We start from the raw sequence: 15685 nt of genomic DNA on the forward strand, positions 1-15685 counted from the left end.
CCCTCCCGGCCCGAGAGGGCACCCCGCGCACTGCGTGGATCACGGCGCCGTGGGCTTCAGCGCCGCCTCGAGCACCTGGTCCGATCCGTCGGGCTGGGTGCCGTTGTGATCCGTGTTGCAGGTGAAGAGCCACAGCGCAGCCCTGCCCGGAACCTTCTGTACGGCGCGGAGGCGGCCGTACTTGTCCTGGTAGTACGCCGCCGGTGTGCCGATGTCGGTGCCGCTGACGGGGATGCGCCACAGGCGCTGGCTGCGCAGGCCCGCCATGTACAGATTGCCGTCGGCGTAGGTGAGCCCGCTCGGGGACGCGTCGCTGACGGACCAGGTGGCTTTGGGGTTGGTCATTCCCGCGGTGTCGCAGGGCCCGACGCAGGTGGGCCAGCCGTAGTTCTTGCCGGGCTCGATGAGGTTGAGCTCGTCGTTCGAGTCCGGGCCGAGCTCGGACGCCCACAGATGGCCCGCGGAGTCGAACGCCAGACCCTCCGGGTTGCGGTGCCCGTAGGAGTACACGTACGTGCCGAACGGATTGCCGGGTGCGGGCTTGCCGTCGGCCGTCAACCTCAGGACCTTTCCGTTGAGGGAGCCCTTGTCCTGAGCGAGTTGGTCCTGGTGCGCGTCCCCCGCCCCCGCGTAGAGGTAACCGTCCGGACCGAACACCAGTCCGCCGCCGTTGTGCCAGTCCCCCCGTTCGATGCCGGTGAGCAGCGCACGGTAGTCACCGAGCGTGGTCCCGTCGTAGGTCATCCGCGCGATCCGGTTGCCCTCGTCGGCCGTGTGGAACACGTAGATGTGGTGGTCCTCCGCCCAGTGGGGCGACACGGCGATGCCCAGCAGACCGTCCTCCTGCTTGGTGGTCACCGTCTGCGGGACGGATCCCACGAGGGTCTTCTCGCCGGCCGGGGTGAGCCGGTAGATCTTGAACGTCTCGCTCTCGCCGACCAGCGCGGAACCGTCCGGCAGCCAGCTGACGCCCCAGGGCGTGGTCCACCCGGTCGAGACGTTCGTGACGTCGCCCGGTTCCGTGGCGGCGCGCGGTCCCGGCAGGTGGGACGCGCTGCTTCCGGGCTCGGCCAGCACGAGCAGTCCGGCGACCATGGCGGCGACGGCGGTTGCCGTACGCAGCGGCCTTCTCCCCGGGGTCCTTCGGGGCATCGCGACAGTGGGCAAGGTGCATCCTCCAGGCGGAAGGGGCAGTTCACCCGGAGCGTAGGTCGGCCTTGCCGGGCGGAGGCTCGGACAGGCCCGAAGTGACACCCGTCTGGCCGCCTCCCGGTTGCCCGACCTGCGAAGACTCCGGATGCTGCGGTGGGGACCCACCGTCCACCGGAAGGAGAGGCACCATGCCGAACGAAGCGACGGACCGTACGAACGGTCCCGATCGGGAAGCCCGCACCGAGGCGGCCCCGCGCCCGAGCACGGCCGAGGCCGCCTGGGAGCGACCCGACTACGTCGTCGTCGACACCGCGCTGGAAGTCACCGCGTACTCGCTGGCCACCCGCTAGGGCCGGCGCGGACGTGACGCGGACGGAAGGAGATCACGCCATGACGGCTGCGGAGGCCCTGCGGCCGTGGGGGCGCGAGGAGTTCGAGGAACGGCTGCGGGCGGTGGCCGAAAAGCGCTACCACGACCGCCATCCCTTCAACATCCGCATGGACGAGGGACGTTTGAGCCCGGCGGAGCTCCGGCGCTGGATCACCAACCGTTTCCACTACCAGCGGCACATCCCGGTCAAGGATGCCCTCATCACCGCCAAGTTCGAATCCCCGGACCTGCGGCGCATGTGGCTGCGCAGGATCGAGGAGCACGACGGCCGTGCGGAGGGCGAGGGCGGCATCGAGCGGTGGCTGCGGCTGGGCGATGCCGCCGGCCTGGACCGGAGCGTGCTGCTGTCAGGCAGGGACGTGCTGCCCGGGGTACGGCTCGCCGTCGACGGATACGTCAACTTCTGCCGACTGCGGTCACCGCTGGAGGCGGTCGCCGCGTCCCTGACCGAACTGGCGGCTCCGGACCTCATGCAGCGGCGCATCGAGGCCTTCGAACGGCACTACCCGTGGATCGACCCCGACGGCCTGGCCTACTTCCGCACACGCGTCCGGCAGGGCCGACGGGACAGCGGCGAGGCACTGCCCCTGGTCCTGAAGTGGGCACGCGGCAGGGCCGAGCAGGACCAGGCGGTGGCGGCGCTCGCTTTCAAATGCGACATCCTGTGGTCACTGCTGGACGCCGTCGACCTCGTACCGCGGGAGACCCGCTCATGACGGCGGAAGCCCCGCCGCACTGGCGCCCCGGACTCGCCCCTGCCGTACTGCTGCGGCACGACCGGGTGCGCGGCACCGATCTGCTGGTCATGCCGGAACGCGTGGTGGTCCTGACCGGGCAGGCCGGCACCGTCCTCGGCCTGTGCGACGGTGAGCGCGACGTCCGGCGGATCGTCGAGGTGTTGGGGGCACGCTTCCCCGGATCCCCGGTGGCCACCGACGTTGCGGTGTTCCTCGGCCGGATGCGGGCCGAGGGCTGGCTGCGATGACCCGCGTGCCACGGCCCTGGGCCCTGCTCGCCGAGCTGACGCATGCCTGCCCGCTGCGCTGCCCGTACTGCTCCAATCCGCTGGAACTGACCCGCCGATCACGTGAGTTGTCCACGGACCAGTGGGCGGACGTGATGCGACAGGCCGGGGACCTGGGCGTCGTCAGCACCCATCTGTCCGGCGGGGAGCCGCTGTTGCGCCACGGCCTGGAGGCGATCGTCGCCGCGGCCGACTCCGCGGGGATCCACACACAGCTCGTCACCAGCGGGCTGGGACTGGACCAGGCCCGGCTGACCGAGCTCCTGGCGGCGGGACTGCGCAGCGTACAACTGTCGGTGCAGCACGCGGACCCCGTCTCCTCCGACCGGATCGCCGGGCGCCGTTCGTTCGCCGCCAAGGAACGCGCGGCCGCGCTGGTCCGGCAGGCAGGCCTTCCCCTGGGGGTCAACGTCGTCCTGCACCGCGACAACCTCGACGCGATCGACGTCCTGGTGCGACGGGCACTGGAGTGGGGCGCGGACCGGATCGAGCTGGCCAACACCCAGTTCTATGGCTGGGCCCTGCGCAACCGTGCCGCACTCATGCCGAGCCGCGACCAGCTGCGCCGCGCGGCGGAGACCGTGGCACGGTGGCGGGAGCGGCTGGCCGGACGCACCGAGCTCGTCTGGGTCGTACCGGACTATGTCGACGGAGTCGCGAAACCGTGCATGGGCGGCTGGGGAGCGGTGTCGCTCACGGTCACTCCGGACGGCACCGTGCTGCCCTGTCCGGCCGCGGCGACCCTGCCCGGCCTCGATCCGCCCAATGTCGCCAACAGGCCGCTCGCATGGATCTGGGAGCACTCCGGCGCCTTCGAGCAGTACCGCGGCACGGATTGGATGCACGAACCCTGCCGCAGCTGCCCGCGCCGTGACGAGGACTTCGGAGGCTGCCGCTGCCAGGCCTTCGCACTCACCGGCGACGCCACCCGCACCGACCCGGCGTGCCGCCTGTCCCCGGACCACGACCTGGTGGAGAAGGCGGTGGCCGCGAAGGGAAGCGGGTCCGGCTATCAATACCGGGCGTACGCGGACCGCGAGACGCGCTGACGACACGCGAAATGTTCAGATCTCCATGACGGCATCGCAGTCGGGGCAGACGAGGGACGCGTACTCGGCGGGGTACCAGGGAGCCCCAGGGCGCTCGGACGGCTGCCCAGGGGCCTTCTCCATGGCGAAGGTGTCCTTGCCGCACAGTGTCCGCGGTCCGGCGGCATCGGGTCTGCCAGGGGCGGCGGGCGCGGCGTGCACCCGGCGGGGGAGCCGTTCCGTATCGGGCGAGCCGGCCGCGGACGTATGCCCCGCCACCGGCTCGTCGAGCTCGTACACGACGACGATCTCGCTCATGTCTCCACGCCGGGCTCTGTCGCGGCCGAACCGCTGAGCAACGCCTTCACCCGCGTTCACCCGCGCCCGGCACCGGGGAGAGTGAGTTCACGGCCGCGGTAGAAGCCCTCGCTCTCCTCGACGACGTAGGGAGCCATGGCCGCCCGCCGCTGCGCCTCCGAATCCGAGGTCCGCCATGCGTCGCATGCCTCCTGGGAATCCCAGAACGACACCCCGGTGATCTCCTGCCCGTCCTGGGACCAGTACGCGAAAGCACGGCGCAGTCCCTCCGGGGCGGGGGCCGGGCGCCATGCCCTCTCGAACTCCTCCAGCGTGCCCTGCTGAAGGCGGCGCGTCGTCACCCAGACGTAGTGCTCCTGCATGGCGGCTTCCTTCGTCGTACGCGGTTCGGCTTGCCCCCTCTCGGATTCACCGTAGGTCCGATGCGCCACTTCGGCGCGTCTTGGACGCCCACGTGAAGAGGAGGCGGTGTGCGGCTTGTTCAGGATGTGGCCGTGGGGCAGCTCCCGGTCGGGGCTCTGTGGGGGGTGTACCTGCAGGCGGGGGCTGGTGGTGCGGGCGTCGCGGTCCCAGGCGGTGACCAGGTCGGCCATCGTGTCGGCGAGGGCGTCGGCGTGTGGGCCGTATGCATGGATGCCGAACTCCGCCACGCTGCGGCCGGAGCCGTCGCTTGCGACCTTGCGGGTGAGGAGGTGGGCCAGGGAGTCGTCGCGGATCAGGGCGGCGGCGTCCCAGCCGCCAAAGTGGTGGAGGAGCCCGGTGTCGAGGTCGGCGTCGACGCGGAGGCGGGCGAAGCCGTCACCGAGATGGTTCGCCAGCCACAGCGGGAGCATGTCGAAGGGCACGTCGCAGGGAATGGTCACGCCGGTCCAGCGTTCGGTGCGGGGCATGTCGAGGGCGGCATCGAGGCGGCTGGTGTCGGCAGGGGTGCCGTCGGCGAACCGTACGGCGATCTCGCCGCCGCGGAGACGGGTGACGACGTCGCCGCGGTAGCCGGGACCCTGGAGGGGCACGAACCCGCACACGGTGTAGGTGTCCGCGATCAGCACTCCGCCGCGCTTGGTGAAGGGGATGTTCCATGTGTAACCGTGGATGCGCAACGGGACCAGGAGACGGCCGCCCTCGGCGAGGCAGTCGACCCAGGCGGGCGGAATGTCGCGGGCCTCGACAGTCACGATGACGGCGTCCACGCTCCCGGGCGCCACGAGGTGGGCCGGGGCCCGCTCACCGTCGCCGAGGTGGACGCGGACCTGGTGGTAGCCGGTCTCGGTGAGGAAGCGGCGGGCGCGTTCGGTGACCCATGGGTCGATGTCGATGCTGATCACGGTGCCATGGGGGCCGACGACCTCCTGGACGAGGGCGGCGTTGTAGCCGCCGGAGCCGATCTCGAGCACGGTGTCGCCGGGGCGGAGGGCGGCGTCACGGATCATCTCGGCCTGTAGCCAGGGTGCCGACACGCTGCTGGTGGGCGCCCCGCGAACGGTGCGCTTCGTGACGGGCGCCCGGTACGCGTCATGGGCCTCCTCGAGGGCAACGCCGGGCAGGAAGCGGTGACGTGGCACGCGCCGCATGGCGGCCTCGATCGTGCCGTCGGCGTCCATCCTGCCGTCGGCCAGCAGCCGGTCGGCCATCGCCTGCCGCAAAGGTGCCGCCTCCAGGGCCTGTTGGGCGGGCTCGGGTACGTCGGCGGGCGTGATCGGGTAGCGGTGGACGGGCGGCAGATCGGGCAGCAGGCCGGGCCAGACGGTGGCGATGACATGCGCGCTCGGCGTGAACAGCGGTTGAGCGAGCGCGGGCAGGTCGGCGGGCTCGTGCCACTCCCAGCGGCTCAGCAAGTGCGGTTCGGTCACGGCCGGTTCGCCGCTGTAGGCGGTGACGCGAACGGCGGCCGTCATCCGGGGGATCCCGTGGACGGCGTCCATCAGGAGGGCCAGTAGCCGTGCGGCGGCGCGGTCGGCCCGCAGCCCGGTCTCCTCTTCCAACTCCCGGACGGCGGCGTCGAGGAAGTTCTCGTCGCCGTCGTTCTTGCCACCGGGCAGCTCCCACGCATCGCGCCGGGCCGACCAGCCCAGCAGGATCCGCCCCGCCGGGTCGGTGACGACGACCCCGGCCCCCGTGAGGGCGTGCGGGGCAGGCCGCCCCTTGTCGGCGCAGGTGACCCGGGTGGGGGCGGGGTCGCGCAGGACGACGAAGGCGAGCCCGTCCGCGTCGTGTCGCTCGGCGACCGTCCAGCCCTCCTGGAGCAGGCCGATCTCCCTCTCGTCGAGGGCGATGTCCTGCCGGCTGTCCGGCACGGCCTCGGCGACGGGTGTGATGACGCAGAGCGTGCCGCCCGGGCGCAGGCGTTCGCGCAGCCGGTTGATGACGCGCGTGCGGTCCCGGACGAAGGCCAGGCTGAGGCGGAAGGTGATGAGGTCGTAGGCGGGGTGGGGCAGATCGTCGAGGCCGTCCCGCTCGATGTCGGCGAGCCGGTACGTGACCGCCGTGGCGGCGGTGTTCTGGGCTTCGGCTTGGGTGAGGGCGGCGGGGGCGTAGTCGATCGCGTCGACCCGGTAGCCGCGGGCGGCGAGGTGGCGGGCCAGTTCGCCCAGCCCGCAGCCGAGATCGAGGGCGAGGCCGCCCGGGGTGGCCGGGGCATGCTCGGCGAGCAGCCGGCGCTCGGCGTCGCCGAGGGGCCGGAAGGTCTTGCCGCTCGCGTAGTGAGTGTCCCACTCGTCGGGCGTGGTGTGTCCCACCTGGCAGGCTCCCTGTCTGGTCGAAGTGGCCCGGGTCCGCCGGCCGTTCCGTCCGGATCCCGGGTCCGCCCCGCGTCGCCGGGGCCCGGCTCTGGGCGCGGCGACACGGGACGAGACGACCCACGTCCTGGTGGATCGCGTAGCGGGGTCAGGCGAGGCAGGTGAGGGGCCGGCCGCCGTTGTAGGCGATCATGTCGGCGATGGCCGCGGCGACATCGATGGGTCGGCCGAGGGGGCCGCCCTCCAACTCGGCGTACGCCCGGTGGAGGTTTCCGACGATGCGCTCGCGGTCCAACAGGTCGGCGTACGCGCCCAGGTCCACTTCGCGGGCGGCCTCCAGCGGCGTGAGCCCGGCCGCACGGGCGGCGCGAGCGGTGCTCTGCACGAACCGCAGATAGCCGAGCACGTCGTCGATGAGGTCGGGGCCGGCGACACCGCCGTGCCCGGGAACGATCGTCGTCGCTCCCAGGGGCCTGATCACCTCCTCCAGGACCTGGATGGCGCCGGCCACGGATCCCTGGACGAGGAACGGCGTGCCGCCGTTGAACAGCACGTCGCCGCTGAAGAGCACCTTCCGCTCCGGCAGCCAGACGATCGAGTCGTTCGTCGTGTGGGCGGCCACACCGACATGGCGTACGTCCGCGCGCAGTTCGTCGGACCAGACCGTCACCGCATCGGTGTAGGTGAGGAACGGGGGCTCGGGGACGATGTCACCCCAGTCGACCTCGGTCCAGAACGGAGCGATCGCCTTCGGGTCGCCCCACTCCAATACGTTCGCCCGGGTGGCCTCGTGCCCGACGATCGTGGCGCCGCCGAACAGATGGTTGCCAAATGTGTGGTCGCCGTGGTGGTGAGTGTTGATCAGAGTCCGTACCGGCTGCGGCGTGATGGAGGAAATGGCGTCCAGATAGGCGCGGGTACGACGTACCGTCGAGCAGGAATCCACGCTGATCACGCCGCGCTCGCCCACGAGGAAGCCGGTGTTGTTGATCCACCAGCTGCCGTCGGGCTGTATGTAGGCGAAGACCCCCTCACTGACTTCCTCGACCCGTGGCGGGGGAAGCTCGGTGACGTCATGGTGGACAGTGCTCATGCTGGGCTCCTGCCGTAGTGGGTGGGCGGTGTGCTCGAAGCGACCAAGGGGTCGACGACATCCTCCCAGGCGTGACGGCAGCGCGCCGACAGGCTGGGAGAGTCCTTCCCTCCCGGCCTGTCGACGGGTCGTCAACCTCGGTACGCCGCGAAGATCTTCGCGAACTCGTACGGCGACTGTGCGATGTTGGTGCACCGGTACAGGGCACCCGTGCAGGCGTTGCGGTCGCGGGTCGCCTCCCAGAAGGCGAGCTCGCCCAGGTGCCTGCTCTGGGCGAAGGCGACCAACTGGCGGGCGTCGGCCTGGTCGTACACATGGCCGTCGTCGTTCTGGCCGAGCATCGGCGTCACCCCGACCATCGCCCACACCTGGGCGTCCGACTTGCCCGGGTAGAGTGACTTCAACTGGGTGAAGGTGCTCTGCGCGGCCTGGAGCGCGGCATCGCCGTAGTCGACATTGCGGTAGTAGTCCATGGCCATGACGTTGACGACGTCGAGGTCGACCCCGGCGTCGCGGGTGGACGTGACCACGTTGAGCCCGTCGGCGGTGAGGCCCTCGGGGAGCACCGGGAGGGTGAGTGAGATCCTCAGTCCCGGATGGGCCTGCTGCAGCCGGGCCAGGGCCTGGGAACGGCGGGTGACGGAGGCCGGGTCGGCGGTGGCCGCGCCCTCGATGTCGAAGTCCACGTACGTCAGGTTGTAGGCGTTCACGACGGCGTTGTACTCGGCGTAGAGCGAGTCCACCGAGCCGCAGGCCTGGGCCAGTTCGATACCGGAGGCACCGCCGAAGGAGACCTTGACGTCCCCTCCGCCGGCCCGGATCGCGTCGATCTGGTCCTTGGCCCAGCCGTCGCGCGGGTCATAGGCGTTGAACCACATCGCCTTGCAGCCCGAGGCGGTGATGAAGGCCATGGTGTAGCTCGTGACCCCGCTCGCGGAGGCCGTCTCGGGCATGCTCGGGGTGGGCCAGGCACCCATGTCGATATAGGGCGCGGTGTGTACGCCACCGCCCGGCGGGGTGCCGCCGGACGTGGTGGTGCCGCTGACCGCCGCGCTGTAGGCGGAGAGGTTGCCCGCCGCGTCCTTGGCGCGGACACGGAAGGAGTAGCTTGTCGCGGCCGTCAGCCCGGTGGCGGTGTACGAGGTTCCCGTGACGGTGACGGGTGTGCCGCCGTCGCGTGAGACCTCGTAGCCCGCGACCGATCCGGAGTCGTCGGTGGCGGCGGTCCACCGCACGGTGAGTGACGAGCCGCTCGCCGATCCTACGGTCACTCCCGTCGGCACGCTGGGCGGTGTGGTGTCGCCGCCGGAACCGCCCGTGCAGGACGCGCCGTTGAGCCGGCAGCCGGTGGGTGTGCCGGTGCCGGTGGACACCCAGCCGAACGTGGTGGCGGCGCCCGGCGCCAAAGTGCCGTTGTACTCACGGTTCTTGAAGGTGTAGTGGTTGCCGCTCTGGGTGAGCAGAGCGTCCCAGTACGAGCCGACCGTGGTGCCGGAGGGCAGGTCGAACTCGACGGTCCAGCCGGACAGTGCGGTGCCGCCACCGTTGGTGACGGTGTACGCGCCCTGATAACCCGTGTCCCAGGAAGCGGACTTGGAGAAGGCGGCCGTAGCCGATCCCGCGGCGTCGGCGGGTGGGGCCACGAACAGGAGGAGCGCCCCGACGGACAGGGCGATGAGTGCTGACGGTCTTCGCATTGCTGCCTCCACTGGGGGGTTGGGCGCCGGGGTGGCGCGCGAGGCTGCGCAGAATTGGTCCATACCAAGTTCTCTGTCATGTACGTACAGAGCCGAGGACCGTCCGTCAAGCAGAAAGGCCCCGCCGTTCAGCGACGGCAGGGCCTTTCGGGAGGTGCGGTCAGGCACAGGTGTTGGCGTGCCTGACATCGAGGACGAAACGCTCCGGAGAGTGGAGCTTGAACGTCTTGTAGACGGGCTTGGTGTGGAAAGCGGCTCCGAAGGTGACCGCACCCTCGAAGTCACCGGTGAGGGCGAGGCCCTTGAGCGCGGGCAGGTGGATCTTGACCAGCTGGGGTCCTCGGTAGACGGACCGGCCCGCCTCGTCGTGTGCGGCGGCGGGGGAGAGCTTGATCTCCAGGAAGTACCTCCCGGCCAGCGGGACCTTCTTCCCGGAGGGGTCGTAGCGGAGCTCCTTGACCGGTTTCACGGCGACCGGGGGCATGGTTCCCCGGACGTCGATGACGAGCCGGTCGTAGGTGCAGTGCCCGCCCCAGCGGGCGTTGACCACCAGGGCGGTCGCGGAAGGCTGCCGGGACTGCGGGGCGGCGGAGGCGGGAACCGTGGCGCCGAAGGCGGCGGTGAGAAGAATTCCGGCCGCGATGGCCGTACGGCGTGGATGGCGGTGCATGACGCCCCCGATCTTTCTCGCAAGGGGACAGCGATGTCACCAGGGGAGACATGCGAGCGGGCCATACGGTTGCATTGCCCGCGAGCAGCTTCTCATTCGTCCGCACCCCTGTGATGGGCGTGTGGATCAGGCCTTGAGGTGCCTGAGGGTGAACTCTGGCCGCGCATAGGGACCGGCCTGGGGTGCGGTCGGGTCGGCGGGGAGGCCCGCGCCGGGAATGTCCGCGGCGTGGAGTTCGGCGTCGTCGACGGGGGTGTAGTCCAGTACGGCCGGGTCGGGGAGCTCCCAGAAACGGCGCGTGTTGGCGGAGACGGCGTACACCGTGGCGAAGCGGGTGGACGGCGGGGCGGTCAGCGCGGCGCGCAGATAGCCGACCGCGTCGCGTGGGCTCAGCCAGGTCGCGAGATGCCGGGGCTCGCTGGGCCTGTGCTCGAAGCTGCCGATACGCAGGCAGATCACGGACAGACCGAACTTGTCGGCGTACAGCTGCCCGAGAGCCTCGACGGCCACCTTGCTCACCCCGTAGAGGCCGTCGGGGCGTACCGGCTCTCGTGGACCGGTGTGATGTCCCACGGGATAGAAGCCGGTGACACGGTTGCTGCCCGCCAGCACCACCCGCCCGATCCCCGCGCGCCGCGCCGCCTCCAGGACGTGATGGGTGCCGAGCACGTTGGCTTCGAGCAGATCGGCAAGCGGCGCCTCGTCCGGAACACCGCCCAGATGGAGCACGCGGTCGGCCCCGGCGAGCGCCGACTCCACGGCGGCCGCGTCCCTCAGATCGACGGTGTGGACGTCCTCGTTCTCGGCCCGCGGCGTCAAGGGCACCCGGTCGACCAGGACCAGACGCGCCGCCTCGCCCCGCAACGCCTCGCGCACCACGGAACCGATGTTCCCCGCCGCACCCGTGACCGCCACCGTTCCCAGACCCACTGCGCCTCCCCAGGTTGCGACAACCCTCGCATCCACGCGGCGGCCGAACCACTCATTAAGCCCCGGCGAGAGGATGGCCGGGGCCGCGGTCGTGCGGTGGGTTCAGCAGGTGATGGTGCCCTTGCGCAGCGCGTGGCCGCTGTCGTTGCTGTCGTCGGCCCAGTACACGGGCTTGGAGCCGCCGACGCACTCATCCGCTCCGGCCACCGAGAATCCCTCGTTGTTGAGGTTGGCCATGCCGGTGGGACGGTTGTGGATCGCGGTGGTGACGAAGGCGCCGGACGCGTCGACCTGCATGGTCCAGGTGTCGACGGGCCGGTGGAGCCAGTCGCGGGGCAGGGAGAAGGTGATCAACTCATCGGCACCGGGCGTGAGATGAAGGATGGCTGCCTCGATGTGGTCCTGGACGTAAGCACTCAGCCGGGCACGGGGCACGGTGTCCGAAGCGACCGGGTGCCGACGGCCTCCGCTGAACGCCGTGACTTCCACGCGTACTTGGTCCTCGCCTTCGCCGCTGGGCCCCAACTCGACGAGAATGGGCGACCAGTCGGGCCCGGACTCCGGCTCGTCACCGGCTCCGAGCAGGGCCTCCAGCCGGTCGGCGAACCGGGTCGCGGTGTCCGTGGCCTCCCGTGCGTCGAGTTCGTACAGGACGAAACGCGCCGCCGACCGGAGCGAGTCGAACCCGCCCGTCGGCGCGGGCGGGTCGAAGTCGCCCGCGGCGGCGTCGTAGAGCCGCACCGGATCGCACTTCAGGCCCGCGCGGACCGTTTTCTCGACCAGCTCGCGCAGTCGTGCCTGCTCGGCGGCCGCGCGCGGTGACTCCGGGGCCAGAGCGCGCAGGTCGTGCCAGTAGCGCTGCAGGACCCGGGTGGGCAGCATCCGGCCGACCAGAACGGCGCGGTCGTGACGGCCGAGACCATGCCGACCACCGTGCCGTCGGCGAGCGCCACCGCCGCACCGCTGAAACCCGCCGCCAGCGGCTGGCCGTGCGCCGTGAGAACCTCCAACCGGACCCACTCGTCGAGGATCAGCAGGCCGGGCACGGCACGGTAGGAGGCGAGCACACCCTCGTCGGACCCCTTCGGGAAGCCGTACGCGACCAGTTCGGGGGCGGGACTTCCGCACTCGGCCCCGGGCGACGCGAAGGCGGCCGGGCGAGTGACACCGGGTAGTCCAGTTCGAGGACGGCCATGTCCCCGGCATCGGTGACACCGCCGGACCAGCCGCCGTGCACGACGACGCGCGCCGGTACGGGAGGGGCGGCGGGAAGCTGCGGGAAGGACACGGTCACCGCCGCCTCGGCACTGCCGTGCACGACATGAGCACAGGTCAGAACCTTGTCGGGGGTCACCAGGAAGCCCGCGCCGACCACCTGACCCGCGCACTCGATCCTGGCGTGCCACCCGAAGCTCCGCATGACCGGACCGTTCATGACCGGCCGACGCGCTCCCGGGCGTACGCCGACCGTGTCGGCCCGGCCGCCGCGCGCCCCGCGTCCGTGCGCAGGGTGCCGCCACCGCTCTCGAGATCCACCAGGCCTTCCATGGCACGCCCCCGTCGTCACACTGCCACGTGTATGTCCATTGTTACGGACGGTACTCGGGGTTGTCCCGGGTCCCGGCACCGCCGCCGCTCTCACCCCGGAGTACCGCCTCCGGCCCGGACCGTGCTGTCACAGGCCCAGGGAGATGGCCAGCCGGGTGAGTTCCGCGGTGCTGTTGATGTTGAGCTTGGCGCGGATGCGGCGGAGATAGGCGTCGACCGTGTGCTTGGACAGTCCCATGTGGCGAGCCGTCTGCAGGTAGGTGTGACCGGCGGCGATGTGCTGCAGGGTCTCTCGCTCACGCGGGGCCAGCGCGGGCACGGTGTCTTCGTCGTGCTGCGTAGTAGCGGTGAGGCTCATGAGGTTTCCTCTGACAGATCGGCTCGGTCATCGCTGCTCACGTCGACGGAAGCAAGACACATGCCCGAAAACTGCAATTTGTCCGTTTCCAAATACTTTGATCGGTCGACGTCATCACGCTGTCCGCCGACTGTCACAGGCGTGTCACAGGGCCCCTGCGGGCGGTGCGTGGGCGGTGGGCAGGGGCCCCGTACCGACGCGCGGGGCCGCCCGGCGGCGGACTGGTGCTCCGTCGCCGTCGGGATCATGCTGGTTAGAGGGCCTCGGCCGGGCAGGTTCGTCGAAGGGTGAGCGGCGATGGAGCGACTTCCCACCCCTCCCAGGAAGCAGGCGCAGGCTCACGCACACGCTGTGCCTCCACGGGCCTACTCCGCCACGGCCACCGTCGATGGACAGGGCATCGTGACGGGATGGAGCGACGGTGCCAGGCTGCTGCTGGGTTACCAGCCCGCGGAGGTCGTGGGACACGGGGCCGCGCGTCTGCTCGCCGATGTTCCGGGCGAGGCCGTCGGCCATGGGTGGCGAGAAGCAGCCGCACGCCGGCGGTGGGGCGGTGCCGTCGTACTGCGCCACCGGGACGGCTACCGGGTGGAGCGGCACGTAGTGGCGCACCGTCGCCCCGCACAAGGTGGCACGGGCGTGGAATGGCTGATCGTGTCCGCGGTGGCCGGTCCGTCGCATCCCGGCAGTGACAGAGCACTGGGGGAGTGGGCCTTCGACCGCTCACCCTGCCTTCTCGCGGTGTTCGATCATGATCTGCGACTGGTGCGGGCCAGCGCCGGAATGGAGCGTGCGCTGTCCCTGACCGAGGCCACGATGAGCGGGCTGCGCCTGCCCGACATCGTGCCGCACCCGGCCAGTCACGAGGCCGAGACGAGCATGCGGCGGATCCTCGACGGCGGTGAGCCGCAGGACGTCCACCTCTGCCTGGACCCGATCGACCCGCGGCGCACCTGGCAGGCCGGTCTCGTGCCGCTGGCCGACTCCGCCGGCCAGGTACGAGCCGTGAGCCTGACGGCACATTCCCATGCGCCCGAGGAGCTCATCCAGCACCGGATGCGGTTGCTGAGCGACGCGGGACGGCGCATCGGCACGAGCCCCGACACGCATCGCACCGCGCAGGAGCTGGCCGACGTCGCTGTCCCGCGGCTCGCCGACATCTGCACCGTCGACCTGCTGGACACCCCCCGGCGCGGCGAGCCGCCCCCCTCATGGTCGGCCGTGGGCCTCACTCTCAGCCGCGTCGCCGTGCGGACGGTGACCGAGCAGTACCCCGCGCCCCGGGCCACCGACCGACCGCGGCGCTGCGCGGCCGGGTCGCCACTCGCCCAGTGCCTGGCCGAGGGCCGGGCCGCGGTGCGCTCGGGCAGCGAGGACGCCGTCATCCAATGGGTGCGGGACGACCCCCAGGCCACTTGGATCCGCGACAGTCGCACACACTCGCTGATGGTGGTGCCTATCCGGGCCGACGACACCTCGTTCGGTGTGGCTCTGTTCGGGCGGCATCAGCGTCCCGACCCCTTCGACGCGGACGATCTGTGGCTGGCCGAGCAGCTGGCCGCGAAGGCGGCCACCAGCATCCACAGCACCAGCCGCCCCGAGCGGCAGCACACCTCCACCATGGCCCTGCAGCGCAGCCTTCTTCCCCAGTCGCTGCCCGAGCAGGGGGCCATGGACATCGCCACCCGCTATCTGCCCTCCGTCAGCCAGGCCGGTGTGGGCGGCGACTGGTTCGATGTGATCCCGCTGTCCGGCACCCGGGTCGCGCTCGTCGTGGGCGACGTCGTCGGCCATGGGATCCGCGCCTCCGCCACGATGGGCCGGGTCCGCACCGCGGTCCGCACGCTGGCCGACGTGGACCTGCCGCCCGACGAACTGCTCAGCCACATCGACGACCTCGTCATCCATCTGTCCGCCGAGGAGGCGGGCACCGACAACGCCTCCGAAACCGCCGGTGGCGTCGGTACCACCTGCCTGTACGCCGTCTACGACCCCGTCACCCGCCACTGCACGCTCGCCCGGGCCGGCCACCCCCCGCCCGCCGTGGTCACCCCTGGCGGTGTCGTCCGCTTCCTCGACGTCCCCGCGGGTCCCCCGCTGGGCCTGGGCGGGCTGCCCTTCGAAGCCGTCGAGACCGAACTGCCCGAGGGCAGCCTGATCGCCTTCTACACCAACGGTCTGCTCGAACCCCGCGACCATGACATCGACGACTCCCTGGACACCATGTTCGCCGCCCTCGCCCGCCCCGCCCAGAGCCTCGACGCGGTGTGCGACAGGGTCCTCACCTCGATGCTCACCCACCGCCCCGACGACGACATCGCCCTGCTCATCGCCCGTACCAAGGCCCTGGACGCCGACCGGGTCGCCACCTGGGACCTGCCCTTCGACCCTGCCACGGTCTCCGACGCGCGTCAGCTCGCCACCGACCAGCTCACCGCCTGGCACCTGGACGAGGCCGCGTTCATCACCGAGCTCGTGGTGAGCGAGCTGGTCACCAACGCGATCCGCTACGGCCGACCCCCCATCCGGCTCCGACTCATCCACGACAACCACACCCTGACCTGCGAAGTGTTCGACTCCAGCAACACCGCGCCCCACATGCGGCGCGCTCGCACCTTCGACGAGGGTGGGCGTGGCCTCCTCCTGGTCGGGCAGCTCTCGCAACGCTGGGGGGCTCGCCCCACCTCGGCAGGTAAAACCGTCTGGGCCGAGCAGTTCCTCAGCGAGGCCTGAGACACGGC

General features: G+C 71.0%; 14 protein-coding genes and 2 pseudogenes. 5 read left to right on the forward strand and 11 right to left on the reverse strand.

Annotation, left to right across the window (positions count from 1 at the left end):
- Nucleotides 1–39: 39 nt before the first annotated feature.
- A complete protein-coding gene (locus tag N8I87_RS38075) occupies nucleotides 40–1152 on the reverse strand; it encodes a PQQ-dependent sugar dehydrogenase (RefSeq protein WP_263215425.1) in 1113 nt (370 codons plus the stop codon).
- Nucleotides 1153–1340: 188 nt separating this feature from the next.
- Between N8I87_RS38075 and pqqA the strand changes: the two genes are divergently transcribed.
- The 4 genes from pqqA to pqqE are packed head-to-tail and all read left to right on the forward strand — an operon-like array spanning nucleotide 1341 to nucleotide 3616.
- A complete protein-coding gene (gene pqqA / locus N8I87_RS38080) occupies nucleotides 1341–1502 on the forward strand; it encodes a pyrroloquinoline quinone precursor peptide PqqA (RefSeq protein WP_263215427.1) in 162 nt (53 codons plus the stop codon).
- A gap of 40 nt (nucleotides 1503–1542) precedes the next feature.
- A complete protein-coding gene (gene pqqC, locus N8I87_RS38085) occupies nucleotides 1543–2259 on the forward strand; it encodes a pyrroloquinoline-quinone synthase PqqC (RefSeq protein ID WP_263215428.1) in 717 nt (238 codons plus the stop codon).
- Nucleotides 2256–2528 carry a pyrroloquinoline quinone biosynthesis peptide chaperone PqqD gene (gene pqqD / locus N8I87_RS38090; RefSeq protein WP_263215430.1) on the forward strand — a complete coding sequence of 91 codons (273 nt, stop codon included), beginning with the start codon at nucleotides 2256–2258 and terminating at the stop codon, nucleotides 2526–2528. The genes pqqC and pqqD overlap by 4 nt, the downstream gene beginning before the upstream one ends.
- Nucleotides 2525–3616 carry a pyrroloquinoline quinone biosynthesis protein PqqE gene (pqqE, locus tag N8I87_RS38095; RefSeq protein WP_263215432.1) on the forward strand — a complete coding sequence of 364 codons (1092 nt, stop codon included), beginning with the start codon at nucleotides 2525–2527 and terminating at the stop codon, nucleotides 3614–3616. The genes pqqD and pqqE overlap by 4 nt, the downstream gene beginning before the upstream one ends.
- Before the next feature lie 15 nt (nucleotides 3617–3631).
- On the opposite strand, the gene N8I87_RS38100 is transcribed toward pqqE, so the two are convergent.
- The 10 genes and pseudogenes from N8I87_RS38100 to N8I87_RS38140 all read right to left on the reverse strand — a co-directional run bounded on the left by N8I87_RS38100 (nucleotide 3632) and on the right by N8I87_RS38140 (nucleotide 12944).
- Nucleotides 3632–3913, reverse strand: coding sequence for a hypothetical protein (locus N8I87_RS38100; protein WP_263215433.1), 282 nt, complete (start codon nucleotides 3911–3913; stop codon nucleotides 3632–3634).
- Between the two features lie 56 nt (nucleotides 3914–3969).
- Entirely contained in the window at nucleotides 3970–6648 is a 2679-nt protein-coding gene (fxlM, locus tag N8I87_RS38105) for a methyltransferase, FxLD system (RefSeq protein ID WP_263215435.1), read from the reverse strand.
- 148 nt (nucleotides 6649–6796) lie between these two features.
- Nucleotides 6797–7741 carry an MBL fold metallo-hydrolase gene (locus tag N8I87_RS38110; RefSeq protein WP_263215437.1) on the reverse strand — a complete coding sequence of 315 codons (945 nt, stop codon included), beginning with the start codon at nucleotides 7739–7741 and terminating at the stop codon, nucleotides 6797–6799.
- A 131-nt stretch (nucleotides 7742–7872) separates the two neighbouring features.
- Nucleotides 7873–9438 carry a cellulose binding domain-containing protein gene (locus N8I87_RS38115; protein WP_263215439.1) on the reverse strand — a complete coding sequence of 522 codons (1566 nt, stop codon included), beginning with the start codon at nucleotides 9436–9438 and terminating at the stop codon, nucleotides 7873–7875.
- A 160-nt stretch (nucleotides 9439–9598) separates the two neighbouring features.
- Nucleotides 9599–10108: an AMIN-like domain-containing (lipo)protein gene (locus N8I87_RS38120; RefSeq protein ID WP_263215440.1), complete on the reverse strand. Its 510-nt coding sequence runs from the start codon at nucleotides 10106–10108 to the stop codon at nucleotides 9599–9601.
- 126 nt (nucleotides 10109–10234) lie between these two features.
- Complete coding sequence (locus N8I87_RS38125) at nucleotides 10235–11038, reverse strand: NAD-dependent epimerase/dehydratase family protein (protein ID WP_263215442.1); 804 nt, start codon at nucleotides 11036–11038, stop codon at nucleotides 10235–10237.
- Nucleotides 11039–11140: 102 nt separating this feature from the next.
- Nucleotides 11141–11338 (reverse strand): annotated as a pseudogene (locus N8I87_RS38130) (lamin tail domain-containing protein); the annotation flags it as partial.
- 45 nt (nucleotides 11339–11383) lie between these two features.
- Nucleotides 11384–11920 (reverse strand): annotated as a pseudogene (locus N8I87_RS44550) (trypsin-like peptidase domain-containing protein); the annotation flags it as partial.
- 148 nt (nucleotides 11921–12068) lie between these two features.
- Nucleotides 12069–12458, reverse strand: a complete 390-nt coding sequence (locus N8I87_RS38135) for a serine protease (RefSeq protein ID WP_263215443.1) — start codon at nucleotides 12456–12458, stop codon at nucleotides 12069–12071.
- A 255-nt stretch (nucleotides 12459–12713) separates the two neighbouring features.
- Nucleotides 12714–12944, reverse strand: coding sequence for a response regulator transcription factor (locus tag N8I87_RS38140; RefSeq protein WP_263215444.1), 231 nt, complete (start codon nucleotides 12942–12944; stop codon nucleotides 12714–12716).
- Between the two features lie 297 nt (nucleotides 12945–13241).
- Here N8I87_RS38140 and N8I87_RS38145 point away from each other — a divergent pair, with 297 nt between their 5' ends.
- On the forward strand, nucleotides 13242–15677 hold the full coding sequence (locus N8I87_RS38145; RefSeq protein WP_411577336.1) for a SpoIIE family protein phosphatase: 2436 nt from the start codon (nucleotides 13242–13244) through the stop codon (nucleotides 15675–15677).
- Nucleotides 15678–15685: the final 8 nt, after the last annotated feature.

This window comes from Streptomyces sp. HUAS 15-9, assembly GCF_025642155.1.
GTDB lineage: Bacteria > Actinomycetota > Actinomycetes > Streptomycetales > Streptomycetaceae > Streptomyces.